The organism is Ornithinicoccus hortensis, from assembly GCF_006716185.1.
Taxonomy (GTDB): Bacteria; Actinomycetota; Actinomycetes; order Actinomycetales; family Dermatophilaceae; genus Ornithinicoccus; species Ornithinicoccus hortensis.
This window is the reverse complement of sequence record NZ_VFOP01000001.1, coordinates 1707591-1733340: the sequence shown is the minus strand read 5'-3', so window position 1 is coordinate 1733340 and position 25750 is coordinate 1707591. Positions and strand designations below refer to the sequence as shown.

General features: G+C 71.2%; 24 protein-coding genes. 6 read left to right on the top strand and 18 right to left on the bottom strand.

Annotated features, from left to right (window positions below):
• Positions 1 to 34: 34 nt before the first annotated feature.
• Positions 35 to 556 (top strand): GNAT family N-acetyltransferase, encoded by a 522-nt coding sequence (locus FB467_RS08050; protein ID WP_141784640.1) that lies wholly within the window; start codon positions 35 to 37, stop codon positions 554 to 556.
• A gap of 10 nt (positions 557 to 566) precedes the next feature.
• A complete protein-coding gene (locus FB467_RS08045; protein WP_141784639.1) occupies positions 567 to 2081 on the top strand; it encodes a M1 family metallopeptidase in 1515 nt (504 codons plus the stop codon).
• Here FB467_RS08045 and FB467_RS08040 read toward each other — a convergent pair.
• Positions 2062 to 2574: a hypothetical protein gene (locus FB467_RS08040; protein WP_141784638.1), complete on the bottom strand. Its 513-nt coding sequence runs from the start codon at positions 2572 to 2574 to the stop codon at positions 2062 to 2064. The genes FB467_RS08045 and FB467_RS08040 overlap by 20 nt on opposite strands.
• Before the next feature lie 65 nt (positions 2575 to 2639).
• Here FB467_RS08040 and FB467_RS08035 point away from each other — a divergent pair, with 65 nt between their 5' ends.
• Positions 2640 to 3341 (top strand): TetR/AcrR family transcriptional regulator, encoded by a 702-nt coding sequence (locus FB467_RS08035; protein WP_141784637.1) that lies wholly within the window; start codon positions 2640 to 2642, stop codon positions 3339 to 3341.
• Between the two features lie 77 nt (positions 3342 to 3418).
• Here FB467_RS08035 and FB467_RS08030 read toward each other — a convergent pair whose 3' ends face one another.
• The 3 genes from FB467_RS08030 to FB467_RS08020 form a co-directional block, all read right to left on the bottom strand.
• On the bottom strand, positions 3419 to 4141 hold the full coding sequence (locus tag FB467_RS08030; protein ID WP_141784636.1) for an AMIN-like domain-containing (lipo)protein: 723 nt from the start codon (positions 4139 to 4141) through the stop codon (positions 3419 to 3421).
• A gap of 60 nt (positions 4142 to 4201) precedes the next feature.
• The gene (locus FB467_RS08025) at positions 4202 to 4684 is read right to left on the bottom strand and encodes a hypothetical protein (RefSeq protein ID WP_141784635.1); all 483 of its coding nucleotides are present in this window, start codon (positions 4682 to 4684) and stop codon (positions 4202 to 4204) included.
• 68 nt (positions 4685 to 4752) lie between these two features.
• Positions 4753 to 5997 carry a DUF445 domain-containing protein gene (locus FB467_RS08020; RefSeq protein WP_342354708.1) on the bottom strand — a complete coding sequence of 415 codons (1245 nt, stop codon included), beginning with the start codon at positions 5995 to 5997 and terminating at the stop codon, positions 4753 to 4755.
• Between the two features lie 102 nt (positions 5998 to 6099).
• On the opposite strand from FB467_RS08020, the gene FB467_RS08015 reads away from it, so the two are divergent.
• Positions 6100 to 6597: a hypothetical protein gene (locus FB467_RS08015; protein ID WP_141784634.1), complete on the top strand. Its 498-nt coding sequence runs from the start codon at positions 6100 to 6102 to the stop codon at positions 6595 to 6597.
• Here FB467_RS08015 and FB467_RS08010 read toward each other — a convergent pair.
• From FB467_RS08010 to FB467_RS08000, 3 genes are all read right to left on the bottom strand, one after another.
• Positions 6594 to 9989, bottom strand: a complete 3396-nt coding sequence (locus FB467_RS08010) for a TM0106 family RecB-like putative nuclease (protein ID WP_141784633.1) — start codon at positions 9987 to 9989, stop codon at positions 6594 to 6596. The genes FB467_RS08015 and FB467_RS08010 overlap by 4 nt on opposite strands.
• Before the next feature lie 6 nt (positions 9990 to 9995).
• Positions 9996 to 10691, bottom strand: a complete 696-nt coding sequence (locus tag FB467_RS08005) for a VOC family protein (RefSeq protein ID WP_141784632.1) — start codon at positions 10689 to 10691, stop codon at positions 9996 to 9998.
• A gap of 71 nt (positions 10692 to 10762) precedes the next feature.
• Positions 10763 to 11701 carry an aminoglycoside phosphotransferase family protein gene (locus FB467_RS08000; RefSeq protein ID WP_141784631.1) on the bottom strand — a complete coding sequence of 313 codons (939 nt, stop codon included), beginning with the start codon at positions 11699 to 11701 and terminating at the stop codon, positions 10763 to 10765.
• 703 nt (positions 11702 to 12404) lie between these two features.
• On the opposite strand from FB467_RS08000, the gene FB467_RS18715 reads away from it, so the two are divergent.
• Positions 12405 to 14483, top strand: a complete 2079-nt coding sequence (locus FB467_RS18715; RefSeq protein WP_194288304.1) for an HNH endonuclease signature motif containing protein — start codon at positions 12405 to 12407, stop codon at positions 14481 to 14483.
• A gap of 84 nt (positions 14484 to 14567) precedes the next feature.
• On the opposite strand, the gene FB467_RS07990 is transcribed toward FB467_RS18715, so the two are convergent.
• Entirely contained in the window at positions 14568 to 16193 is a 1626-nt protein-coding gene (locus FB467_RS07990) for an AMP-binding protein (RefSeq protein WP_228393102.1), read from the bottom strand.
• Positions 16194 to 16274: 81 nt separating this feature from the next.
• Positions 16275 to 16670, bottom strand: coding sequence for a hypothetical protein (locus tag FB467_RS07985; RefSeq protein WP_141784630.1), 396 nt, complete (start codon positions 16668 to 16670; stop codon positions 16275 to 16277).
• A 105-nt stretch (positions 16671 to 16775) separates the two neighbouring features.
• Here FB467_RS07985 and FB467_RS07980 point away from each other — a divergent pair, with 105 nt between their 5' ends.
• Positions 16776 to 17234, top strand: a complete 459-nt coding sequence (locus FB467_RS07980) for a hypothetical protein (RefSeq protein ID WP_141784629.1) — start codon at positions 16776 to 16778, stop codon at positions 17232 to 17234.
• A 7-nt stretch (positions 17235 to 17241) separates the two neighbouring features.
• Here FB467_RS07980 and FB467_RS07975 read toward each other — a convergent pair whose 3' ends face one another.
• The 9 genes from FB467_RS07975 to FB467_RS07935 form a co-directional block, all read right to left on the bottom strand.
• Positions 17242 to 17901, bottom strand: a complete 660-nt coding sequence (locus FB467_RS07975; protein WP_141784628.1) for a CbiQ family ECF transporter T component — start codon at positions 17899 to 17901, stop codon at positions 17242 to 17244.
• Positions 17882 to 18562, bottom strand: coding sequence for an energy-coupling factor ABC transporter ATP-binding protein (locus FB467_RS07970; RefSeq protein ID WP_141784627.1), 681 nt, complete (start codon positions 18560 to 18562; stop codon positions 17882 to 17884). The genes FB467_RS07975 and FB467_RS07970 overlap by 20 nt, the downstream gene beginning before the upstream one ends.
• Before the next feature lie 77 nt (positions 18563 to 18639).
• On the bottom strand, positions 18640 to 19506 hold the full coding sequence (locus tag FB467_RS07965; protein ID WP_228393107.1) for a fumarylacetoacetate hydrolase family protein: 867 nt from the start codon (positions 19504 to 19506) through the stop codon (positions 18640 to 18642).
• A gap of 78 nt (positions 19507 to 19584) precedes the next feature.
• Positions 19585 to 20358 carry an SDR family oxidoreductase gene (locus FB467_RS07960; protein ID WP_141784626.1) on the bottom strand — a complete coding sequence of 258 codons (774 nt, stop codon included), beginning with the start codon at positions 20356 to 20358 and terminating at the stop codon, positions 19585 to 19587.
• A complete protein-coding gene (locus tag FB467_RS07955) occupies positions 20355 to 21308 on the bottom strand; it encodes a dihydrodipicolinate synthase family protein (protein WP_141784625.1) in 954 nt (317 codons plus the stop codon). The genes FB467_RS07960 and FB467_RS07955 overlap by 4 nt, the downstream gene beginning before the upstream one ends.
• Positions 21305 to 22531 carry an L-2-hydroxyglutarate oxidase gene (lhgO, locus tag FB467_RS07950; protein WP_141784624.1) on the bottom strand — a complete coding sequence of 409 codons (1227 nt, stop codon included), beginning with the start codon at positions 22529 to 22531 and terminating at the stop codon, positions 21305 to 21307. Before lhgO ends, FB467_RS07955 begins: the two co-directional genes overlap by 4 nt.
• Positions 22528 to 24192 (bottom strand): tripartite tricarboxylate transporter permease, encoded by a 1665-nt coding sequence (locus tag FB467_RS07945; protein WP_141784623.1) that lies wholly within the window; start codon positions 24190 to 24192, stop codon positions 22528 to 22530. The genes lhgO and FB467_RS07945 overlap by 4 nt, the downstream gene beginning before the upstream one ends.
• 21 nt (positions 24193 to 24213) lie before the next feature.
• Complete coding sequence (locus tag FB467_RS07940) at positions 24214 to 24771, bottom strand: tripartite tricarboxylate transporter TctB family protein (protein ID WP_141784622.1); 558 nt, start codon at positions 24769 to 24771, stop codon at positions 24214 to 24216.
• Positions 24768 to 25748 carry a Bug family tripartite tricarboxylate transporter substrate binding protein gene (locus FB467_RS07935; RefSeq protein ID WP_141784621.1) on the bottom strand — a complete coding sequence of 327 codons (981 nt, stop codon included), beginning with the start codon at positions 25746 to 25748 and terminating at the stop codon, positions 24768 to 24770. Before FB467_RS07935 ends, FB467_RS07940 begins: the two co-directional genes overlap by 4 nt.
• Between the last annotated feature and the right edge of the window lie 2 nt (positions 25749 to 25750).

Here is a 25750-nt window from a genome sequence, read left to right as displayed (position 1 = left end):
CTCGCACACCCGAAAACCTGGAAGCATGGGGCGCATGTCGATCCGGGTCCGACCAGCAGCACCCCGGGAGGCCGCCGCGCTGTCGGCGCTGGCACTGCGGTCCAAGGCCCACTGGGGCTACGACGCCGAGTTCCTGGAGGCCTGCCGGGCCGAACTGACCTACACCGCGGAGCAGATCGCGGGTGCGGGGGCTCCGCAGCAGGGTGGCGGGTTCGGCGTCGTGGAATTCGGCGTCGTGGATGCCGCGGGCGGCACCCCGGCCGGCTTCTTCCGCTTCTCCGGCACTCCCCCGGTCGGTGAGCTCGACGCCCTGTTCGTCGACCCGGCGCACATCGGCACCGGCCTGGGTGGTCTCCTGCTGCGGGCCGCCCTGGAGCAGGCGGCCACGGCCGGCTTCACGACGCTGGAGCTCGACGCCGATCCGGGGGCCGCTCCCTTCTACCGTCACCACGGGGCCCGACAGGTCGGGGACTCGCCGAGCGGATCGATCCCCGGCCGGGTCCTGCCCCGCCTGCGGTTCCGGTTATCCGGTGCGGGATCGGCCATTCCGGACTAGGTTCGTTGGGATGGACCTTCTCGGCAGCACCTCCCCCGCCCGCCGCTCCACACCCCGCGTCTCCCCCTCCCGTCGCCGCGCCAGCGCCGCGGCCGCCCTCGTCCTCTGCCTGGGCCTGGCCACCACCGCGGCCGGCGCAGCCCCCGGCGAGCAGCCCGACCGCGCCCAACCCGCGGAGCGCGCCCAACCTTCGGAGCAGGGACGCCCCGTCCTCGGCGACGACGGCGCCGGCGACCCGTACTTCCCGCTCGCCGGCAACGGCGGGATCGACGTCGACCACTACTCCCTCGACCTGACCTATACCCCACCGGAGGCCGCCCCGGCACCGCTGGAGGGCCACCTGGAGGGCGTGGCGACGATCCGGCTGACCACCACCGAGAAGCTGCGCCGCTTCAACCTCGACCTGCGCGGCCCGGAGGTCAGCCAGGTCCGGATCGACGGCAAGCGCACGCGCTTCGCCCAGGTCGAGAACGAGTTGCAGGTCTGGGCCCGTGGCCTGCTGCACCAGGGCGAGGAGGTCGAGGTGGAGGTCTTCTACGAGGCGACCACCACCCGACCGACCGACATCGAGGGGGCGCTCTACGGGTGGGTCACCACCCGGGACGGCGCCATGGTGGTGAGCGAACCGGACGGGTCGGCGACCTGGTTCCCGGTCAGCGACCATCCCACGGACAAGGCCACCTACGACTTCGAGATCACCGTGCCGGACGGGCTGGTCGCGGTGGCCAACGGCGTGCTGGAGGACGAGTCCTCCGAGGACGGCTGGACCACCTGGACCTGGGACGCCCCGGACCCGATGGCCGCCTACCTGGCCACGGCGACCGTCGGCGACTTCGAGCTGACCACCACGACCGGACCGGACGGCATACCGATCATCGACGCCATCGACCCGGCGCTGCCCCCGGCGAACTCGGCCGACCTGACACGGACCCCGGAGATGCTGGAGTTCTTCGCCGAGCGCTACGGCCCCTACCCATTCGTGTCCTACGGGGCGATCGTCGACGACGACTCGGTCGGCTATGCCCTGGAGACGCAGACCCGCTCTTTCTTCAGCGTGCGGGCGCGCGAGGGCACGGTGGCGCACGAGCTGGCGCACCAGTGGATGGGCAACCACGTCAGCCCGGGCCGTTGGGCCGATATCTGGCTCAACGAGGGGTGGGCGAGCTACTCCACCTGGATGTGGAACGAGCACGACGGCGACGCCACCGCGCAGGAGTCGTTCGAGCAGGTCATGGCGATCCCGGCGGACAACGGGTTCTGGTCGGTCGTCGTCGCCGACCCGGGCTCGCTCTGCCTCTTCTGTGGGGCCATCTACGACCGCGGCGCCGCCACGCTCCACGCGTTGCGCGGCGAGATCGGCGACGACGCGTTCTTCGAACTGGCCCAGCAGTGGGTGGCGACCTACGGCGGAGGCACCGCGACGACGGCCGACTTCGAGGCGCTGGCCGAGGAGGTCTCCGGTCAGGACCTGACGACCTTCTTCGACGTCTGGGTGCACCAGCCGGTCAAACCGACGGAGTGGTGACCCCTGCCACACCGGACCGGACCGGGATGGACCGCCAGACCTGGACGGTCGCCACCGCACCGGCGACCGCCGGCAGGGCGCTGATCACGCCGAACACCGTCGGGACGATGACGGCGTAGGCCGCACCACCCATCGACACGTCCATGCAGGCCACGATGGCCCCCAGCACGAACCAGGTCGTGGCGACCGGCCGCGCCCACCGCTTGCCGCGGCGCACACCCCTGATCGACATCCACCACCCGGCGAGTCCCAGCCCGCTGCTGCCCGCGAGCCATCCGACGATGGCCATCCGCTCGGTCGCCACGGTGTCCGCCGCCCACTGGGGGTAGGCCGAACGCACGTGGTCCCCCACGATGTCGCTGGTCACGAGATCGAGCAGGGGTAACACCACCGCCAGGATCGTCAGGGCGGCCCCGATCCACAGTGCGCGCAGCCCGGGTGCCGTCATCTCTTTCCGCTCCACGTTTCCTCTTCCCTCCGTCATGCCGGTCATCACGCGACGCACGTTTTACGTCGTAAAGCACAACGTCGAGCAACGTTAGATATACGCTGTAGAACATGTCAACGGGATTTGGCTCCCCCGCCACCGCCGATCGACGAGGCCCCGCCGCGCCAGCTGGACGAGCGCGTGGACGACATGCGGGGCTAACCCGGGACGCAGTCCTCGCCGCTGCGGTGACGCTGGTGGATGAGCAGGGGTTGGCCGCACTGTCGATGCGCCGACTCGGGGCGGAACTCGGCGTCGAGGCGATGGCGCTGTATCACCACGTCGGCAGCAAGGACGCCTTGTTGGATGGTCTGGTCGAGCAGCTCTTCCTGGCCTCCCTGCCGGAGCCCACCGAGGGTGAACCGTGGCGGGAGGTGGTGCGCCGCCACGCACGGGGCATCCTGGACACGCTGCTGGCCCACCCCAACTTGGTGCCGGTGGTGCTCAGCAGACCGGCTGTGACGCCGAGCGCGCTCTCGGCGCTGGAGCGCTCCGTCGCCGTGGCCCGCACGTCCGGGATGCCGGCGCACCGCGCGCTGGACCTTGTCTACGCGGTGATCGGGTTCGTGGTCGGTCACGTCGCGATGGGTGGCGACGCCGGCGAGGGCTCGACCGCGCGGCTGCGGTTGCTGGCCAGCCTGGATTTGGACGAGTTCCCCGAGCTGGCGGACGCCGTCCGCTCCGCGGAGGGGACCGGGCCACGGACCAGCACCTTCGACGCCACCCTCGATGCCATCCTCACCGGCTTCGACACCGGCACCGACGACATATGAGACCAGACGACGTATGAGACCAAGGGCGGGTGGGCCCCGACGAGTGGCGACCACTGACGTCAGAGCGGCCGGCCCGATCAGCCGTGGGCCACGTCCACGACGAGCCGTTCGGGCCCGTCCAGCCGGCTGACCCGGAACGGCTGCTCCGAGGCGACGCCGATGTAGGCGTTGAGCTGCCCCTCGAAGGGCGTCAGCCGCAGCACCTCGGTGACCTCGGTCAGGCCGGTCCCCGGCACCAGCAACTGCGGCGGGTCGTAGACCGTCTCCTCCGCCCCGGGCAGGCCCGTCCCCTGGATATGCACCGCCAGCACGTAGTCGCCGGCCAGGTCGACCGGCGCACCGCTGCCGTCCTGGGCCGGCTCCTCGGTGTACTCCACCCGCCACCCCACGGTCCCCGTCCCGGCGAGGTCGAAGACCACCCGGTCGAACCCCGGCTGCGCGCCGACCCGCACGTCAGAGACCACCAGGTCCACCTGACCCGTGGGGTCCTGCACCGACTGCTCCCCCGGCGGCAGGAAACCCTCCAGGTCGGGGGCGCCCGTCGACGTGGTGGGCCCGGTGCCGCCCGTCGTCGTGGAGGTGGGCTGGGTGGTGCTCGGCTCGGAGGTAGCGGGGGGCCCGGAGGTCGAGTCCGGTCCGGTGCCGGAGGGTGTCGGGGTGGACGTGACGCTCGGGCTGGACAGGTCGTCCTGCGGCGGGGTGCTCGGGACCTGCGGATCCTCGGTCGCCAGTCCACAGGCGGCCAGGAGCACGACACACGCGATCGTGCCGCCCCACACGCTCCCTCGCCGGTGCACCACCCGATCACTGTGGCGCACGGCGGCCCGGTTGTCACGGGCAGCGGGGTCCTCCCGGGGTGGTCAGGCGACGTTTCCCGGCCGGAGCGCGCCGGCCGACGAGGGCAACGCGGGCAGCGTCTCCACGCCGTCCAGCGTGACGAGATGGACTCCGAGCAACCGGAGGCCCGCGTCGCGGCACTCCTCGATCACCCGCTGGTGCCATGCCCGGTCGGTATCGGTCACGCCACCCCGCCGGCGCACGAGCGCAAAGAGGACCGAGCCGCTGCGGAGCGGCTGGGGTTCCACCGGTCCCTCCGGGTCCGGGCCCAGGGCGGAGGTCGCCACCCTGACGACCGGCATCCCGGCGGACAGGTCCTGCTCCGGCGTCGCGTCGGTGATGAAGACCGGCTGCATGAGCCGGCCCGTCGCACCGCAGAACAGGATGGAGATGCCGCCGCCGTCGCGGTCCCTGTTCGAGACGACGAGGTCGAGCACATCGCGGGCGAGGCCTGCGTGGGACAGTGACCGGGTCGGCCAGTCCTCGGGGAGGTTTTCGAAGGTCATGCCAACCCATCGTGCCGATCCGCGCCGACCCGCGTGCCCGTCGTCCACAGGCTGTCCGACCCGCCGGCTCAGAGGAGCTGCGACACGGTGTGCAGCACCAGCCCGACCAACGCCCCGACCACCGTGCCGTTGATCCGGATGAACTGCAGGTCGCGTCCGACGTGGAGCTCGATCTTGGCGGCCGCCTCCTGCCCGTCCCACCGCTCGATGGTGGAGCTGATCACCGTGGTCAGCTCGGCGCCGTAGCGCTCGACCAGCACGACGGCCGCGTCGGCACCCCACTCGTCCAGCCGGGCCCGCAAGGGCCCGTCGTCGACGACCCGGGCGCCGAACTCCTGCAGCTCCCGGCACAACCGGACCCGCAGGTGCCCCTCCGGCGACTCCAGCGCCTCCACCAGCGCCACCCGCACCGCTTCCCACAGGGCGACCGCGGCCGGACCGACGGACGGGTGCTCCAGGATCCGCAGCTTCAGCTCCTCGGCCCGGGCCATGGTGACCTCGTCGTGCTGGAGGTCGCCGGCCAGGTCGGCCAGGTAGGAGTCCAGCGCCAGGATCACCCGGTGCTCCGGGTTGGCCCGCACCTCGGCCGCCCAGGCGACCAGCTCGGCATACACCCGGGCCACCACCTTCTCGTCGAGCCACTGGGGTGACCACCACGGGGCCCGCGAGGCCAGGATCGAGGCGACCTCGTCCGGGTGTCCCTCCAGCCAGGTATGCAGTTCGCGCGCCGCGATGTCGACCAGACCCCGGTGCGCCTTGTCCTCCACCACGGCCTCCAGGAGGTGGCCGGCCAGCGGGCTGAGCGGTTCGGTCCGCACCCGGGGCAGCAGGGTCTGCTCGATGAAGGCCTGCATGTCATCCGGGCGGATGCGCTCCAGTGCCCGCCTGGTCAGGGGGGCCGCCTCGGCCACGATGCGCTCGGCATTCTCGCGCCGGGACAGCCAACTACCCAGCCGGCCGGCCACCTGGGCGCCCAGGTAGCGCTCCCGGATCGTCTCACCGGTGAGGAAGTTCTCGGTCACGAACTGCTCCAGGCTCAGCGCCAGGCTGTCCTTGCGCCGCGGGATGATCGCCGTGTGCGGGACCGGCAGCCCGAGCGGGTGCTTGAACAGCGCGGTCACCGCGAACCAGTCGGCGATCGCACCGACCATCCCCGCCTCGGCCGCGGCGTGGACGTAGCCCCAGACGCCGTCCCGGCCCAGCGTCAGCAGGAAGACCACCGCGGCCAGCACCAGCAGGCCGGTCGCCACGACACGCATCCGTCGCAGGGACTGGCGACGCGCCGCGTCTGCCCCGCTCATCAGGTCGATCACCCGGGTCAGGGTATGCCGACAGCGTGTCCCGTCGCGCGACGGATCGGGGTCGGCCTGTGGAGAGGCGTTGACCCGCACGCGGCCCGGGGCCGATCATCGGGCATGAACGTGCGGCACACGAGGCCCCGCCTGGCCCTCGGGCTGGCGACGCTGGCGGTCGCCCTCGGCGGGTGCGGCACGGCCACCGGGCCCGGCGCACACTCCCACGACGCCAGCACGGCGACCCCGTCGACGAGGACGACCACGCCGCCGCCGACAGCCGGTCCGCCCCGGGCGGTGCTGGGATGCGACCTGGTGCAGTCCGCCTCGATCGACTACGCCTTCGAACCCGGGATGGGAGACGACACCCCCGAGGAGGCGATCGCCTCCTTCGTCTCCGGGGAGACCGGCCCCGGCGACCCCGTCCCGGACGGGCGTGACGTCGAGGCACCGCCCGGCAGTGACGGCAACGGTGTGGCACAGGTCTGGCACCGGATCGACGACGTCGGAGAAGTCGTGGCGGTGCTCCACCTCGAGACGACATCGGAGGGGCGGTTCGTCGTCGGTGGGATCGACACCTGCTCCCCCGCGACGGACTCGAAGGCGACCCGCGGCGGCTAACGAAGCGCCGGCTGACCGAGTCCCGCCTCGTCCTGCGATACCCAGGTCGCACGGTCGACGAACCGGCACAGGGCGTTGACCATCCGCAACTGCTCCGGGTGGTTGACCGCGGCGTCCAGGAGCGCCGGGCTGCCCACCACGACGGAGAGCGACTTCGCCCGGGACACCGCCACGTTGAACCGGTGGGTGTCGTAGAGGAAGTTCACCCCACGGGGGGCGTCGACGGCGCTCGAGGACGCCATCGAGTAGAGCACCACCACCCCCTGGCGGCCCTGGAACCTGTCGACCGTCCCGGCCCGGACGCCCTCCGGCAGCACGCTGCGCAACAGGTCCACCTGGGCGTTGTACGGCGCCACCACCAGGATGTCCTCCGGCCCGATCGGGGCCCGGCCCCCCGTGTTGTCGGTCCAGGTGCCCCGGAGCAGTCGCTCGGCGAGATCAGCGACGATCCTGGCCTCGATCTCGTTGTCGGAGCCGAATCCCTCGTGCTCGACCGGGACCCAGCGGATCCCCGACCCGGAGAGCCCCGGGACGTCGTGCACCTCCTGGAGCTCCAGTCCGGGCACCGAATCGAGCCGGTTGTCGTAGGACATCCCGGAGACGAAGTCGGTGATCTCCGGGTGCATCCGGTAGGTCCGGTCCAGGAAGATCCCCTGGTCCGATGTGATCGTCTCGTGCCCGGCGAGCAGGTGCTCCAGGACCGACACCCCGACGCCCTCGGGGTGCTGCGCACTGCTCGGCATGGTGAGCTGTTGCGGGTCACCCAGCAGCACCATCGACCGTGCCGCTGGGGCCACCGACAGCGCCATCGGCAGGGAGAACTGTCCCGCCTCGTCGATGACGAGGACGTCGACCGAGTCGGCCATGTCCGGGTGTGCCCACACCCAGGCGGTCCCACCCACGAGCCGCTCGCCGCCGGGCCCGAGCGCCTCGAGGAGCACGGCGTTGTCTGACGTTGGCCGGATCTGGCCACCCGGCTCCTCGGAGGCGGCCGCGGCCTTGCTGAGCTTGCGGACCGCGGGCCGGTCCACCCCCTCCAGGAAGTGGCCGATGACCGCGTGCGACAGCGCAGTGACACCGACCCGCAGGCCGGCGTCGAGGAGCTCCCGCACGAGCCGTGCACCCCCGAAGGTCTTGCCCGCACCGGGCGGACCCTGCACCGCGAGCACCTCGCCGGAGAGTGACCGGCCGACCCGCACCAGTGCATCTGTCGCCGTCTCCCCCGCCCGCACCGCCAGGTCGGCGGGGACGCGTCGCTCCAGCACGGCCGCGGCCAGCGACTCCTCACCTGCGAGCACGCCCTCCCCGGTGCGCAGCAGCGACTCCCGCAGCACGCCCGCTGCGATCGGACCGCCGGGACCGAACCCGCGAGCCCTGCGGGGCGGCTTGCCTTTGTGCAGTCGCACCTCCAGCCAGCCCTGCTCCGTGTCGACCGCGTGGACGGTGCCGGCCATGGGGCGGTTCCCCGTGCCCGGCTCGAGGTCGATGTCGTGGACCTTGTCGCCGACGGAGATCTTCGCCTCCTGCTTCGGGAAGATGTATCGCCAGACCAGGGACTGTTTCTCCGCCCCGACCTCCACCGGCTCCCCCAACCCACCGATCAACGAGGCGTCCTCCAACACCTCCTGGTCGGACAACAGGGGCGTGCGGTAGTACTCCCACCACTCCGCCTTGTCCTCCCGCCGGTGCCAGCCCACACAGCCCGCCAGCAGGTCGTGTCCCGCATCGCCGAGCCGACCAGCCAGGTCGTTCTCCTGCTGGGTCAGCTCGCTGTCCTTGGCCTCCGTCTGCTCCTTGCCCACCGGCCGGGCCAGGTCGCCCTCCGCCTGCTGCGCCAGCTCCGTGCGCCGCTCCTCGAGCCACTCGTGCAGCGCCCAGGTGGACCGGACGTCCTCCTCGTTGTACCTGCGGATCTCCTCCAGGATCGAGGCGTCGGTGCGTCCGTCCGCCAGCCACCGCTCGTACTTGACCACCGAGTCCAGCGCGTCCGAGACCTCCTCGGCCTCTCCCTTCTCCCGGGTGTGCCCCCAGTAGAACGCCTCGACCTTCTTGATCGAGTAGGACCCCTTGCTGATCCGCAGGCCCTGCCGCACCACGGCATACAGGTCGATGAAGCGTTCTCCGCGCAACAGCATGTCGAGCTCGGTCTCGGCCACGGCATACCGTCCGGTGAGCCGTTTCAGCGCCGCCTGCTCGTAGTTGGCGTAGTGGTAGACGTGCATGTCCGGGAACTGCTGCCACCGCTCGTTCAGCCAGGTCAGCAGTGCGCCGACCATCTCCCGTTCATGGTCGGCGTCGTGGGCCCACCAGCTCAGGAACTGCTCGTCGCGCGTCCACACGCCGGCCAGGTACTCCCGACCGGCCCCGTCCGCAGCGAACGGATCCCCCTCGAAGTCGAGGTAGACATCGCCCTCGTCGGGCACCGGGAGCAGTTGCAGCCCCTTGCCCGGCTGGGCGGGCAACAGCTCGTATGCCGGCTCGCCGGTCTCCCGTTCCTGCACCTGGAGGCGGGCCTGGGCGCGCAACCGCTGCCCCGTCGCCGCAGTCAGGCTCGCGAGATCTTCGTCGGCGGCCCGCGCCAGCGCGGCTGCCGTCGTGGTGCCGGCCGCGATCAGTGCCGCACGGTGATCCGGTCGCATCCCGGCCACCAGGGACAGGTCGTCGGCGGCCTCCCACTCGGCGCTGCAGCGGGGCTTCCAGCGGCACTGGTCGCAGAACGCACACGGCACCGGCTCGGTGGGAGGCAGCTCCGCGGCATCCGTGATGGTCGTCTCGAGGTCGTCGCGGACCCGGGTGGCGTAGGCGTCGACGTCCTCCAGCCGCCACGGGTGCTCGGCACCGTCGCCGGTGACCACCACGAGCCGCTGCGGCGCCACGCCCTGGAGCTGTTCGAGCCGCGCGGCGTACCCCGCCATCTGCAGCAGCGCCGGGACCTTCAGCCGGCGGGCCAGCTTGGTGTCGGCGATGTCGTAGGACCAGTCCCCCAGGTCACTGGGCCGATCGACCTTTAGCAGGAAGTCGGCGATCCCGAGCCAGGACCGGTCGAACAGCACCCCCTGGTAGATGACGTCGGCGCCCTCCCGCATCGCCGTCAACGTGAGGTCCTCCCGCTCGGCGAACGTGAGCGGACGCCCCGACCCCTCGGCCGTCCCGGGGGCCCGCTCCGGGATGTCCACGACCCGGAGGCCACGGTCGGCCAAGGCCTCGCGGTAGCGCTGCTCGTGCGCCATGCCCTGGCTGAAGACCAGCTGGAGTTGGTCGTCCACCCCGTCCGCAGGGGGCTGCAGCCGTCCCTGCGCCACCTGCAGGTCGAGCGTGGTCGTGTGCGGGCACGCCACGTGCCGTGTGACGTCGGTGGGGCTGAGGACGATCTGACCGTCACGGGGCTGCATCCGGGCTCACCCCTGTCCGGAACCCGCGCTCGGTCCGCCGCTGCTCGGCCGGTTCTGCCAGGTGCAGATGCAGACCTCGTTGCCCTCGGCGTCCGCGAGCACCCAGAACGCCGGCGCACGGTCGTCGGACACCAGCCGGCCACCCGCGGCGAGGGCCGCGGCCAGCCGCTCCTCGGCGACGTCGTGCGGGACGGTCAGGTCGAAGTGGATCCGGTTGCGGTCGGTGCGCGGCGGGTCCATCTCCTGGAACCAGATCGCCGGCCGCTGGCCCGTGGGATCGACCAGGTCCCCGTCGTCGGTGGTCTCGTACCCGAGGACCGCTGCCCAGAACGGTCGGATGGCGTCCTCGTCGACCGTGTCGATGCCCACCTCCAGGCTAGACACCTCGTGCGGGCTCGGCGGGGCACCGACCTCCGCGGCCAACGCGCTGATCCGGCGGGCCAGCTCGAGGTCGCGGGAGGTGACTGTCCCCACGTCGTGGCTGGTGGTGCGCACCAGGACGTACGGGTAGCGCAGGTCGACGTCCGGGTGGTGGTTCAACTCGTCGGCCACCTCCGCGATGGACTGCACGAGCGCCGCCCCGGTGGCGAAGTCGCCGGTCTCGAACCGGGCGAGCAGGGCCCCCAACCCGTAGCGCCAGTCCTGCAGGCCCTCCGCGTGGGTCGCGTCGTAGGGGGTGACCGGATCAGTCGGTGTGCTCATGTCGCCACCCTGGCACAGCCCACCGACACCGTCCCCTCCAGCAGGGCGAGGCTGCGGCCCGCGGTGCCGCGTCACGCCGGCTGCATTGCCTTGATGATCGTCACGGCCTGGGTGACCTCGTGCTCGGTCCCGGGATGCGGCGCCGCGAGCGTCCACAGCGCGTTGCGCACCATCCGGACGATGGCGTAGCTGCGGCCCAGGTCCGGATCGATGCCGGCGGCCTCGCAGAGGATGTCCACGCGGAGCCCCAGGTGCACGCGGGGGTCGTGGGCGCGCTGCACCTGGTCCCACTGGTTCCACAGGACCGGCGCCACGGCATACGCGGGGGTGCCGGCGACCACGTGCGGGTCGATCGCCACCCACTCCCCCGGGTCCGGCCGCCACAGGACGTTCTCCTGGTGCAGGTCCTCGTGGACCAGTCGTGCGTCCACGTCGGGCTCGGTCGCGAGGTCCCGCGCGAGGGCGCGGCCCTGCTCCAGCAGGCGACGGGGAAAGGCGGTGTGTGCCGCCAGGGCCCGGTCCGCGTCGTCCACGAGTTGGCCCAGGTGGTCCGACAGGGTCCGTGCCCAGGCGGGAGCGGGCCGGTCGAGCCGGGTCAGGAGCGTCCCGATCTCCTCGCAGGCGACAATGGCCGGCTCCCTGCCCAGGTCCCGGGTGTGGTCGAGCCGTTCCAGGAGCAGCGCCCACCGTGCCGGTGCCGCGGCCAGCAACCGGACCGCGCCCCGGCCGTCCCAGGCACGCAGCGCGAGATGTTCGTCCCGCCCCTCCTCGTGCGGCCAGACCACCTTCAGCACCGCTGGCGTCCCGTCCTCGCGTCGCACCGGCAGCACCAGGGCGCTGTAGCCGTGCATCGCCGCACCGTCGACCTGCAGGTCCCAGTCCTGCAACAGGTTGTCCACCAGCCGGGGCAGCCCCTCGAGCCACACCCCACCTTCCGGCATCCCGGGGCCGGGGACGTGGCGCACGACGAGTTCGCGCAGACCGGCCGGGATGAGGTCGGCAGTCACCATGTCGCGAGGCTCCCGTCCCGCTGGAGGGCCGGTCCCAGGTCCTGCTGTCGGTCCTCGCCGGTGGACTCGTCGGTCACGGTGGACAGGCAGTGCATCGGTCGATCATCTCCTCTGTCCGGGGCCGCTTGCTGTTCCGGGTGTCGACACGGTGCTCGGCCCTGTGAACTTGTGCCTGCTGACCAGCGATGTCCTCGGATCGGGGACAGATGTTGGACTCGTCGACGGCGTTGCGCAGGCGGAGTCCAGCTGGCGGGGGCTCGATCGGCCGGGACGGACGGTCGAGGTCACGCGCTCACTTTCCAGGCCCTAGCCGGCCATCGGGGTCCCCGAGACCTCGATCCGGCGGCTGCTGCTGGAGTGCGGAGTTTTCAGGCGTGCTGACCTGCGGTGTCCTCGTGACGAGGACACCGGCTGATGGCCACCGGAACGACTCCGAGCCTTCTCCCGCACCCAAGCACATCCCCGCGGAGCCGACGGACCACAGCTGGTGGACGCGGGGCCCACTGGCCGTGCGGCGGCCGGCGCGACGACCGCCGTCCTCAACTCGGGCAACCCCCTGTCGGGCGATCTGTCCCCATTTCGAGGACACCGCAGGTCAGGCCCCACCAATACGTCGCTCGCTCCCGACACTGCACGGACGCCGAGCCGCTCTGTCAGACCTCCCTCCTACGGTGGAACCAGATCAGATCGAGGGGGTCGGAGCATGGAGTCACATGTGATCTACCGGGGGCCAGAGGCGAACCAGTCCCCAACCGCCGCCACGGAGGCCACCGCGACGGAGACTGCGAACGAGCATGAGGCCGATTCTGCGGCCGACGAGCAACTCGTGGAGGCCACGGCGGTCGTCGTAGAAGGGCTGACTGCTGCCGGTGTCACGGGCGAGGTGACGAACGCGCTCCAGTCCCTCCTGCTGCACGTCCTGGGTCAGGGCCCCTTCCGCACCGACGATGGCCGCGCCCACAGCGACACGGTGGAAGCCGTGCAGTGCCTCCACGGCTGGCTCGACGGTGTGGCCGCCGGGGCAACGCGCCAGTTGCACCGGGCCATGGCCGAACGGTTCAGACCCACGGTTCCCCACGAGGAACTGACCAAGGCCGAACAGCAACGCTGGCACCGGGACGTGCGAAAGGCCACGCAGACCGAACTCGAGACCACCACTGGCAAGGGGGCCCGGGCGACCGGTCAGCTGATCGACCTGGCCACCGCACCGCCGCTGCTCCAGGGGGCCATCGCCGAGGTGCTCGCGGACGGCGGGGCAGATTCCTACCGGGCCTGGCGGGTGCTGGACGCCACGGAATTGCTGCCCGACGCGGACCGGGCTGAGATCGCCCGGACGGTGTTGGCACGACGCCCGGGCGGGACGCGCCGGTCCCTCCAGTCGTTCAACAAGGCCTTGCAGCGGGCCGTGCAGAAGCAGATCAGCGCGGTGCCGCAGTTGGCCCGCAAACGTGACCAGCGGGCCCTCGACAAGCGGGACTCCACCTCCCGGGTCCAGGACGACGGCACCGGGCAGGTCCGCACGACCGGCGCCGTGGAGCGGGTCGTCGCCGCGCATACCCGCATCGACGGGATAGCCAGGGCCGCCAAGCGTTGCGGAGACGACCCGCGCACCCTGGCGCAACTGCGTTCGGACGTCGCCCTGGATCTCCTCCAGTTCGGCACGATCCCACCCACCGTCGAGGAAGACGCCGACGTCACCGACGACGCACACACCACGGATGACGTCGGCCAGCCGCCGGAGCACGTCACGGGCGCGGAGGCACGGCCGTCGGTGCGATACCGAGACCTCGGCGAGCTACCTCCGGCCCACGTGGACATCGTGGTCTCGCTGGAGACGCTGCTGGGCCTGAGCAACGGCATCGGCGACCTTCCCGGCCTCAGCAGCATCAGCGCGGCACGCGCACGCCAGGCCGCCTTGACCGCCGGGTCCGTCTGGCGACGACTCGTCGCCGACCCGCTCGACGGACACCTCATCGAGAAGTCCAGCCACGCCTACCGCCCCACTGCCGCGGTCCGGGAACACACCCGGGCGCGGGACGGAGTTTGTCGCTTCCCGGGCTGCCAGCGCCCGGCCATGCGGACCCAGAGCGACCACGTCATGCCCTGGACGCCCGACGGCCAGGAGCCGCTGACCGGCACATGGAACATCGAGAGCCTGTGCGAGTTCCACCACGACGCCAAGACCCGGGCCCTGTGGGTCGCGCTCATGTCTCCGGACGGCGAGGTGAGGTGGACCAGCCCCACCGGTCGGGAGTACACCACCCGGCCCCAGAACTGGGCCCACGCCACCGCCGCGTCGACCGATGCCTCCGATGCCGGCTACCGCTGGTTCCGGGACCAGTTGGCCCGTCTCATCCGCGGCGAGGACAACGACCTGGAGCTCGAGGACCTCGACATCGCCATCGAGCACGCCTCCTTCGACCACCTGGGCAGTGCTCGGGCGGGCGGCGCTCGGCCCGGCGGCGCTGGACCCGACGGTGCACGGCCGGACGCTGATCAGTCGACACCGCCGGGCGCACGGGTCGAGGAGGGCGCCAGCATCCTCGAGGAGGAACTGGCACTCGTCCTCGACGACTGGTGGGTCAACACCAAGGCAGCACTGGAGAACCTCGAGCTCTGGCACCGCACGGAGGGCGGCGCCAACCGTCGCGGGATGGCTCCCGGGGAGGCGGTGCCGCCCATCAGTACGGTGCCGCTGGCACACGAGATGGAGGTCCAGTTGAGCCGCGGGGACACGCAAGCGGCGCCCACCGCCCGACCAGGGCCGGGCGGCAGCGACTGACGGCGTCACCGGTCGCGCCGTCCACGTCCCGAGGACACCGCACCTCAGCGATACAGGCGCAACCTCAGCGAGGCAGGCGCCACCTCACAGGCCGAGTTTCTCCGTGGAGACCTTCCGCATCTCGACCTTGCGTACCTTGCCGGTGACGGTGATCGGGAACTCCTCGACCACCATGACGTAGCGCGGGATCTTGTAGTGCGCCAGCTTGCCGGTGGCGTACTCACGGACCGCCTCGGCGGTCAACGGCTCAGCACCCTCCCTGAGCTGGACCCAGGCGCACAACTCCTCGCCGTACTTCTCGTCGGGGACGCCGACCACCTGGACGTCCTGGATGTCGGGGTGACCGTAGAGGAACTCCTCGATTTCGCGGGGATAGATGTTCTCCCCGCCCCGGATCACCATGTCCTTGCTCCGTCCGACGACGATGCAATAGCCGTCCTCCCGCATCACCGCCAGGTCGCCGGTGTGCATCCAGCCGTCGGCGTCCAGCACCTCGTCGGTCTTCGCCGGCTCCTCCCAGTAGCCCACCATCACCGAGTAGCCGCGGGTGCAGAGTTCACCGGTCTCCCCGCGCGGCACGACCTCACCGCTCACCGGGTCGACGATCTTGATCTCCAGGTTGGGATGAACCCGTCCGATCGTCTCGGTGCGCCGTTCCAGGTCGTCGTCGGACCGGGTCTGGGTGCTCACCGGGGAGGTCTCGGTCATCCCGTAGCAGATCGAGACCTCCGACATGTGCATCAGGTCGACGCACTTCTTCATCACCTCGACCGGGCACGGCGAGCCGGCCATGATGCCGGTCCGCAGCGTCGACAGGTCGTGCTCGGCGAAGGTCGGGTGGTTCTGCATCGCGATGAACATCGTCGGCACGCCGTACAGGGCGGTGCACCGCTCCGCGGCCACGGCGCGCAACGTGTCCTCGGCCGCGAATCCCGGACCGGGGATGATCATGGTGGAGCCGTGGGTCGTGCAGCCGATGTTGGCCATCACCATGCCGAAGCAGTGGTAGAACGGCACCGGTATGCAGAGCCGGTCCTGCTCGGTGAAGTTGATCAGCTCGGTGACGAAGAACCCGTTGTTCAGGATGTTGCGGTGGCTGAGGGTGGCACCCTTCGGGCGGCCGGTCGTGCCGGACGTGTACTGGATGTTGATCGGATCCGTGGGCGACAGCGTGGCCATCCGCTCGGCGACGGCGTCGGTATGCAGTCCCTCACCCTCGGCGAGGAGGTTGCCCCAGTCGTCGGTGTCCACGTAGACCACCCGTTCCAGGGCCGGGCACTCCGCGGCGGTCTGCTCGACCATGCCGCGGTAGTCGCTCGTCTTGAAGCTGCTCGCCGCCAGCAGCATCCGCATACCGCTCTGGTTCACCGCGTAGGCGAACTCGTGCGTGCGGTACGACGGGTTGACGTTGACCAGGATCGCGCCGATCTTGGCGGTGGCGTACTGGGTCAGCGTCCACTCGGCACAGTTGGGTGCCCAGATGCCGATGCGGTCACCCTTCTCCACCCCGGCGGCCATCAGTCCCCGGGCGAGGGCATCCACGTCGCGGTTCAGCTCGGACCAAGACCACCGCCGGCCGGTCGCGACCTCGACCAGCGCCTCGCGGTCTGCGTGGGCGGCGACTGTCCGCTCGAAGTTCGCGCCGATCGTTTCCTCCAGCAGCGGCTCCGTCTCGCCCTGGGCGTAGGACTCCATCTCGACTCCTCTCATCCGGCATCGCCAGTCATCCGGCACCGCCAGGCTAGTGCTAGCACCCAGACTGCCACCGGCGCCTGGGGCTTGTCTCGGACCTCAGCGGCGCCTGCCCCACCTCAGGGGCCGCCCACCGGTCACGATGAGCAGCACACCGCCGACGCCGAAGAAGACCAACCCGAGCACGGCGACCGCGACGATCACTGCCTGCGGTGCGCGATCGAAGGCATAGGGGTCCCGCCAGGCCACGACTCCCATGGCGCCGAAACCGACCCCGAACAGCACGCTCGCGGCCCCCATCAACCGGGCATTCGTGGTCGGCGAGATGCGGTGTCGGCCCCGCTCCACCGCGGCGATGGCGGCGACCGCGCCGAAGAACAACGCCGCCGACAGTGCGAGGGGCCGGGCATCGGGCTGGACCACGGCGAGGAATCCGGCGAGCACGACGAAGATCAGGCCCCCGATGATCACCATGCCGGTCGTTCGTCTCTCCATCACCGCCATGATCGCACCCCGATGACCGGCGCCGGGCAGGGACTCCGGGACACGCCGGGCCACCCCGGTGCACGACCTGTCGGTGGCGTTTGGCAGTCTCTACATATGGACACGGCGGCCGCAGTTCCGCTCTCTATCGAGCGAACACTCGAGGGCTTCTTCGCGCAGTCCCGGATGCTGCGCCACCCCGCCATGTGGACACGCTCGCACGGCGTCCGTCGCAAGCTCGAGCGCTACCTCGACCTGGAGTGCGAGCGGTTCCTCACCGACAGCGAGAAGGTCCTGGTCCATGCCGAACGGCAGCTGCACTCCCTCGGGGCCGTCGTGCGGGTCGCCGGGCCGGAGACCCTCCTGCACGCACTGCCCGGATTCCTCGGCCAGCGGTGGCTGCCGCGCCACCCCGCCCTGGCACGGGTGCAGATCATGGTGGTCAGCGAAATCGTCAGCTACCTGCCGACCGCCGGGATCCTCGACCGGCGCCGGGTGGCCTGCAGCATCCTCGAGGTCGAGGCCCAGGTGATCCGCGCCCGACAGGTGCTCGCCGAGGCCGCCGACCCGACCTGACCGGCCGCTACTCCGCTCCCCGCCGCGGGGCAGGTTCCTCGGCGCCGTAGCCGCGGGCGATCAGGGCGTCCCCCAGCGCGTCGGAGATGCGCACGGTCCGCACGACCGTCGGGACGACCAGTGCCGTCAGGGACCGGCGCTGCCCACGGGCCAGGCGGGCCTGGTCCGCCTGCTCCACGGCCGCCAGCACCAGGGGGATGCTCCGGATCGCCAGGGCGATCGTCATCGCCACCCGGTCGGGGTCCACCCGCACCAGCCGCAGCGGGCCCAGCAACCTCCGCAACAGGTCCAGCATGGCGGTGACCGGGGTGGTCAGCGAGACGGTCCAGGCGAGCACGAGCATGGCCGCGATCCGGCACACCCCGACCACGGCGGCCTCCCACCCGAGCACCCACACCTGGAACGCGCCGACCAGCAGGAGCATCAGGCCGACGGCACGGGCGGGGGCCCCCAACCAGCGCCACGGCACCCGGGCCGAGGCGAGCACCAGGAGGGAGAGCAGGAGCGCGGCCCCCACGGCATACGGCTCGTCCATCCAGAGCAACACGGCCACCGCGACCACCAGGCCGCCCACCTTGGCCCCGGCCGGCAACCGGTGCAGCCACGAGTCGCCCGGCCAGTGCACCCCGATGAGGCGCGCCGCGCCGCTACCCCAGGAGCTCGACATACCGCTCCAGCGCGGGCCCGGGCGCGTCGTCGGCGACCACCCGCCCCTCGTCGATCACCACGACCCGGTCGAACCCGTCGAGCAGTTCCAGGTGGTGGGTGACCAGGATCAGCTGCTGCTCGAGCGCGGCCAGGCGCGCCGAGATCGCGCGCACGTTGCGCAGGTCCAGCAGGGTGGTCGGCTCGTCGGCGACGATCAGGGTGGGTTCGGTGAGCAGCACCGCGGCCAGCGCGAGCAACTGTTTCTGCCCGCCGGACAGCAGGTAGCACGGGTGGTCGGCATGCTCGGCCAGACCGTATGCCGTGAGCGCACCCTCCACCCGCTCGTGCACCTGGGCGGCCGGCAGCCCCGACCCGCGCAACGAGAAGGCCAGGTCCTCCCGCACCGTCGGCATCACGATCTGGTGGTCGGCGTCGGGGAACAGGAACCCGACGCGCTGGCGCACCCGCCGGGTCTCCCGGGCCACGTCGAGCCCGCCCACCAGGACCCGGCCGGACGTGGGACGGACCAGGCCGTTGATCATCCGGACCAGGCTGGACTTGCCCGAACCGTTGGCGCCGACGATGCCGACCCGGTGCTCCACGAGGTCCAGGTCGATGCTCTCCAGGACGGTGCGTCGCTCATAGCGCAGGTCGACCTGTTCGAAACGCACACCCGGCACCCGCACAGTCTCCCAGCACCGGACGGGTGCCCACGACCACTGTGGCCGGGTGGCCGGGCGGCGTGCGCCCCGCGGTCTCAGCCGGCGACCACCGGGTTGCGCAGCACCCCCAGCCCGGGGATGCGGCACTCGGCGATGTCGCCGGGGCGCACGTGGATGGCGCCGGGGGTCCCCGGCGACAGGATGTCGCCGGGCTGCAACGGCATCACCTTGCTGTGGAAGCTGATCAGGTAGGCGGGCGAGTACCGCATCCGGGAGACCGTGTTGGTCCGTGTCTGCTCGTCGTTCACGACCGTGGAGACCTCGATGTCCTCCAGGCTCCCGGCGTGGGCGACGACCTCCTCCAGCGGGACGATCTGCGGGCCGAAGGAGAAGAACCCGGGGAAGTTCTTGGACCGGGTCAGGAACCGCGGGTTGCGCGCCAGGATGTCCTCGGCCGTCTGGTCCAGCACGTTGACCGCGCCGAGCACGTAGTCCAGGGCCTCCTCGGGCTCGACGTTGCGGCAGTGTCGCCCGATCACCAGGCCCATCTCCGCCTCGCTGGTGGTCCGCTCGCTCTGCTGCGGCACCGGGATCGGCTCGCCCGGCCCGATCACCGTGTGGTCCAGCTTGATGAAGGACGCCGGCTCCTCGGGGACCGACTCCGACAGGTCGGCGGCGTGGTCGACGTAATTGAGCCCGATCCCCCAGATCATCCGGGGGTGCCGGTAGGGGGCCGTGAAGGTCACCCCGTCGACCGGGCGGAAGGCCGTGTCGGGGGCGGTCGCCGCGCGGTCGGCGAGTTCACCGGTCCGCTCGGACCGGATCGCCTCGAGCAGGGTGGCGGGCACGTCGTCCCCGAGCGCCGCGAAGGGGATCACGCCGCGCTCGGGCAGGACCAGGACCGGTTGCTCGGTGTCGGACTCGGTGCCGGACTCGGTGATGGTGGCGAAGTGGGCGGACACGGGTCTCCTCGGTGGCGTGGGTGGGACGGGGCGTCGTGGTGGGGCGGGAACAGCCGGTATGGCGTGGGGGCGGGTCGGTCAGCGGGCGCGGACCAGACCTCCGTCCACCCGGATCTCCTGGCCGGTGACGTAGGAGGCGGGTTCGCCGGCCAGGAAGGCGGCGACCGCCCCGAACTCCTCGGGACGTCCGTAGCGGCCGACCGGGATGGTCGCCATGGACGCCGCGCGGACGTCCTCGACCGCCTTGCCGGCCTTCTCGGCGTTGGCCCGGTCGAGCTTGTCGACCCGCTCGGTCTGGATCCGGCCGGGCAGCACCATGTTGACGGTGACGCCGTCCCCGGCGACCTCGTTGGCCAGCGTCTTCAGGTAGCCGGCCAGCGCCGCCCGGCCGAGGTTCGACAGGGCGAGGTTGGGCAGCGGCTGGTGCACGCCGCTGGAGCCGACGGCGATGAAGCGACCCCAGCCACGCTCCCGCATCCCGGGCAGCACGCGCTGCACCAGGTCGACGTGCGGCCGGACCAGCAGGTCGAAGGCGTCGCCGGCGGCCTCGGGGGTCGTGGCGTCCGCGGTGCCGGGCGGCGGGCCGCCTCCGTTGAGCACGACGATGTCGACCTGCCCGTATGCCGACTCCGCGGCCGCCACGATCGTCGCCGGCGCGTCGGGTTCGGTGAGGTCGGCGGTGACCGGCGTGGCGGAGGCGAGCTGGGCCGCGCGGGCCGTGGTCCGGTCGGCATCCCGTCCGACGACGACGATGTTGACGCCCTCGGCCGCGAGCGCGTCGGCGATGGCCGAGCCGATGCCGGAGGTGGCGCCCAGGACGATGGCGGTCCTGCCTTCGATGCCGAGCTTCATACGGGGGTCCTTTCGTGGTCCGGGCGGGTGGGTGCGGCGGCCAGGTGCTGCTCGAGGACGGGCAGCAGGGCCGGTGGGACGGAGGGGGCGGGCGGTCGCACGAAGGGATCCGCCAGGACTCCCCGCCGGTGCAACAGCATCTTGCGCAGCGCCAGGCTGATCCCCTGCTGCGCCTCGAAGTTGACCAGCGGCAGCCATGGTGCGTAGGCCGCCCGGGCGGCCTCGAAGCCGCCGGCCCGGTGGGCGTCCAGCGTCGCGCGGAGTCCTTCCGGGTGGCTGAAGCCGGTCATGGCCCCGGCGCTGCCGGCCGCGAGCTCGTCCAGCAGACCCACTCCGCCCAGACCGCCGAAGACCGGCACGCCGGTGCGCTCGACCATGGCGGCGATGCCCGGTGGCGTAGGCGCCGCCTCGGCCTTGATCGCCACGATCTGGGGATTGGCGGCGACGAGGTCGCCGAGCGCCGCCGCCGCCAGTTGCACGCCGGAGGTCGCCGGGTAGTCCTGCAGCACCACGGGTGCGCCGGTGCCCGCATACAACGCGTCGAGGTGGGCCTGGAGCACGTCCGGCCGACCGCTGGTGATGAGCACCATGAGGGCCGCCTCGCGGTCCGCGCCGGCGAGGGCGTTCTCCGCCTGCTCCAGCGCCACCGCGGTGCTGCGACCGGCGACCCCGAGGACCAGCGGCAGACCGTCGGCCGCCGAGGCGACCGTCCGGGCGACCTCGCGCTGCTCGGCCAGGCTCAGCGAGGCGGCCTCGCCGAAGACCCCGAGCGCCACCACCCCGTCGGCGCCGGCGTCGCGGGCGAAGCCCACCTGCCGGACCATCGACTCGTGGTCCAGACGGCCCTGCCCGTCGAAGGGGGTGGCCAGGATGATCCACAGGTCCCCCGGCAGGTGCGGGTGCCCCGCGGGTCCCTGGTGCTCCGGGGTTAGTGCAGCGGGCTCGGTCATCTCGTCAGCTCCTCGTGGGCTCGGTCGATCTCGGTGACCAGGTACTCGGCGATCGCCAGGCTCGAGGTGGCCGCCGGGGACGGCGCGTTGCGCAGCGCGACGACCCGTCCCTGCCGGTCGATCCGGAAGTCGTCGACCAGGCTGCCGTCCCGGTCCATGGCCTGGGCCCGGATGCCGCTCGGGCCGGGCAGCACGTCGCCCACCTCGAGCTCCGGGACGTAGCGGCGGGCTGCAGACACGAACCGCTTCGTGCTGAGCGATCCCGCCATCTCGGCGATCCCGGTGCGCCAGTTCTTCGCGGCGAACGGGGCGAAGCCGCGCCAGAGCACCGTCTCGGACAGGTCCTTGAGGGACACCTTCCGCCAGGAGTAGCCCTCCCGGGCGAGCGCCAGGACGGCGTTCGGGCCGATCAGCACCTCGCCGTCGGTGCGGGGCGTCAGGTGCACCCCGAGGAAGGGGTACCGCGGGTCGGGCACCGGGTAGACCAGCCCGCGCACCAGGTCGCGGCGGTCCGGGCGCAGCAGCAGGTACTCCCCGCGGAACGGCATGATCCGCGGCTCGGGACTGGCCCCCACCTGGCGGGCCAGCCGGTCTGCGTGCAGGCCGGCGCACAGGATGACGCTGTCGAACGTCTCGACCTGCGTCTCACCCTGCGCCGTGGTGCTCAGCTCCACCCCGTTGGCGGTGTTGCGCAACGCCACCACCTCGGTGCCGGTGCGGACGTCACCGCCGCGGTCCAACACCTGACCGGCCAGGGTCCGGGTCACGGCCGGGTAGTCCACGATCGCCGTCGTGGGTGAGTGCAGGCCGGCTACCCCGCGCACGTGGGGCTCCAGCTCGCGCAGCTCCTCAGGTCCGATCCGGCGCACGCCGGGCACGCCGTTGGCCTCGGCCCGCTCCTGGATCGAGGCCAGCCGCCCGGCCTCGACGTCGTCCAGCGCGACGAGGACCTTGCCGATCTCCTGGTAGGGCAGCCGGTGCTCGGAGCAGAAGTCCTTCAGCATCCCGACGCCCTGGCGGCACAGCCGCGCCTTGAGCGAGCCGGGCGTGTAGTACAGCCCCGCGTGCACCACGCCGCTGTTGCGGCCGGTCTGGTGCCCCGCCAGGGAGTCCTCCTTCTCCAGCACGGTGACGGAGGCGTCCGGGTGGACGTCGAGCAGCCGGCTGGCGACGGCGGCACCGACGATGCCGCCGCCGACCACGGCATACCTGGTCTGCGTCATGACTTCCCTTCACCTGCGGGTGGGTCCTCACGGGGCGGTCCGTCTTGGCTGCCGACCGCGGTCCCTACCTTCTCAGCATCCGACCCGCCGGAGGACCTGGCCGCCTTGGCCTCCTGACGCTCCTTGTAGCGCCGGGCCCGCCCGATGTCCCGGACCTGTGCGGTGACCGCGCGCTTGAGCAGCGGCGCGACCAGCGGGATCAGCAGGAGCAGGGCCATCGCGATAAGCAGGTACACCGAGGTGGTGCGCTGCAGGAAGATCGTGGGGTCACCGCCGGAGATCACCATCGTCTGCCGCAGCGTCTCCTCGGCCAGCGGGCCGAGGACCAGGGCGATCACCAGCGCGGCCGGGGACATCCCGAAGCGCCGCATGAAGAAGCCCAGCACACCACAGGCCAACATGATGCCGACCTCGATGATGCTGCCGTTGACGGTGTAGGTGCCCAGTACGCACAGCACGATGATCACCGGGGCCAACAGCCGGAACGGCACCCGGGCGATGCTGGCGAAGCTGGGGATCATGAAGATGTTGATCAGCAGCAGCATCACGTTGCCGAGGTACATGCTGGCGATCAGGCCCCAGGCGAAGTCGGGGTTCTGCTCCATCAGCAGCGGGCCGGGCTGCAGGCCCCACATCAGGAAGCCGGCGAGCAGCACCGCGGTCGCGCCGGACCCTGGGATGCCCAGGGTGAGCAGCGGCACCATGGCACCGGCCGATGCACCGTTGTTCGCGGCCTCGGGACCGGTCAGGCCCGGCATCGCGCCCTTGCCGAACTTCTCCGGCGTCTTGGAGACCGACTTCTCCAGGTTGTAGCTCATCAGCGACGCCACGGTGGCCCCGGCGCCGGGAGCGGTCCCGACCAGGAAGCCGAGGAAGGAGCCGCGCCACATCGAGCCGTTGGACTCCTTGAAGTCCTGCTTGGTCGGCCAGAAGGCACGGTCGCGCACCGAGACCTTGGCGTAGCCCATCTTCTCCAGGTGCCCGCCACGCCAGAGCGTATGCAGGATCTCGCCGACGCCGAACAGGCCGATCGCGACCGGCACGAAGTCGATCCCGTTGATCAGCTCGGTGGACCCGAAGGTGTAGCGCTGCTGGCCGCCGCCCGGGTCGATCCCGACGGTGGCGATGCCGAAGCCGAGCAGGGCCGAGAGCACCCCGAGCATCTTGTTCTTACCGATGATGACGATCAGCGTGAGCAGACCGGCGACCACGACGAGGAACAGTTCGGGCGGCCCGAAGGTCCGGGCGACCGAGGCCGTGGCCGGTGCGAAGAAGCTGATCAGGATGGCACCGACCGTGCCGGCGATGAACGAGGCCACCGCGGCCATCACCAGGGCGGGACCGGCGCGCCCCTTCTTGGCGAGCGGATAGCCGTCGAAGGTACTGGCCACCGTGGCCGACTCACCAGGGGTGTTGATCAGCACCGAGGTGATCGTGCCGCCATACATCGACCCGTAGTAGACCGCCGCGAGCATCACGATGGCCCCGGCCGGGTCGAGCCCGAAGGTCAGCGGGAGCAGGATCGCCAGCCCGGCGGACGGGCCCAGACCGGGCATCACCCCGACGATCATGCCGACCGTGACGCCGGCTGCCAGCAGGAACAGGTTCTGCAGGGTCAGGATCGTGGCGATCCCGCCCGCGAGGTTGTTGAAGACGTCCATGAGTACCTTTCCCGGGTGCCGCTAGAAGCGGGGCAGGATCCCGGAGGGGAGTCCGGCGTTGAGCGCGGTCTGGAACAGCAGGTACATCGCGAGCGGCACGGCGACCGCCAGGATGACGTTCGCCACCCACTTTCCCCGGTTCAGGTAGGCCAGCACCAGGAAGCAGAAGATGGCGCCGGACACGATCGCGCCGAGGGTGTTGAAGGTGACCAGGAAGACGATCGAGGCGAGCACGACCCCGAGGAGCACCATCGGGTGGCGGCCGAGGTCGGCCTCCCCCTGGTCCTCCTCCTCGAAGCCCTCGGCCTCGTCCTCCGGGTCCTTCCAGGCCTGGTAGACGGCCAGCAGGGTGAGCAGCGTGCCGAGCACCCCGATGATCCGGGGGAAGAAGCCCGGCCCGATCCGCCCCGCTTTGGTCGTCCACTCCAGGTCGAAGGCCATCTGGGTGTACCCCAGCATGATCAGCAGGAGCGCGACGAAGAAGACGAGCTTGACCGGGAACGGACGCCCGCCGGCGGTGCCGGACACCTCGGCGTCTCCCGTCTCGTGAGGATCTCGGGTCCGGAGTGCGCTACTCACTCCAGCACCCCGGCATCGGTCAGGATGGTCTCGAAGTCGGCCACCGTGTCACCCAGGAAGGCGTAGAAGTCGTCCTCCCACAGGATGTTCTCGGCCAGGTAGTTGGAGTCGATGTACTCCTGCCACTCCGGGGTCTCCACGACCTCCTTCATGGTGTTGACCCAGAACTCCTGCGCCTCGGCGGGCGCGTCGGGCGGCAGGATCATGCCGCGCGGCATCGCGGGCAGGTCGGGGTAGCCGAGCTCCTCCCCGGTGGGGACGTCGGCCAGCACGTCCAGCCGCTCGGGACCGGTGAACATCAGGGGCCTGACCTCGCCGGCCTCGACCTGACCCAGGATGGAGCCGGTGTTGGAGACCGTGGCGTCCAGCGACCCGGACAGCAGGGCGGTCTGCAACTGGCCCTCCTCGTTGAACGGCACGTACTCGATCTCGTAGCCGGCCTGGTCGGCGAGCAGCTCGTGCAGGATGAAGTCGACGTTCACCGTGCCGATGCCGCCGACCACGACGCTGTCCTGGCCGGTCGCGTAGTCCACCCAGTCCTCCCAGGTCTCGTACTCGCTGTCCCCGGGCACGATGAACAGGGCGTCGTCCGTGGCGAACAACCCGACGGGGGTGAAGTCCTCGTAGGTCCAGCCGGTGTCGGCCTGCAGCGGGGTGGTGATGAAGGAGCCGGAGGTGGTCGAGATCCCGTAGCCGCTGCCCTTCTGGTTCAGCAGGTAGCCCCAGCCGGTCGCGCCGCTGCCGCCCTCCCGGTTCTCCAGTCGGATGTTGCCCGGGTAGAGGTCGTACTGGTCGATGATGTCGACCATCGTGCGGGCCATGATGTCGTTGCCGCCGCCGGGGCCGAAGGCGATCGTCCAGTCCAGGTCCTCGGACGGGTAGTCACCGCCGTCACTGCTGCCTCCGTCGTCACCGCAGGCCGACAGCGAGACGGCGAGGGCGATGGTTCCCACTCCAGCAATCAATCGTGTGCGCATGG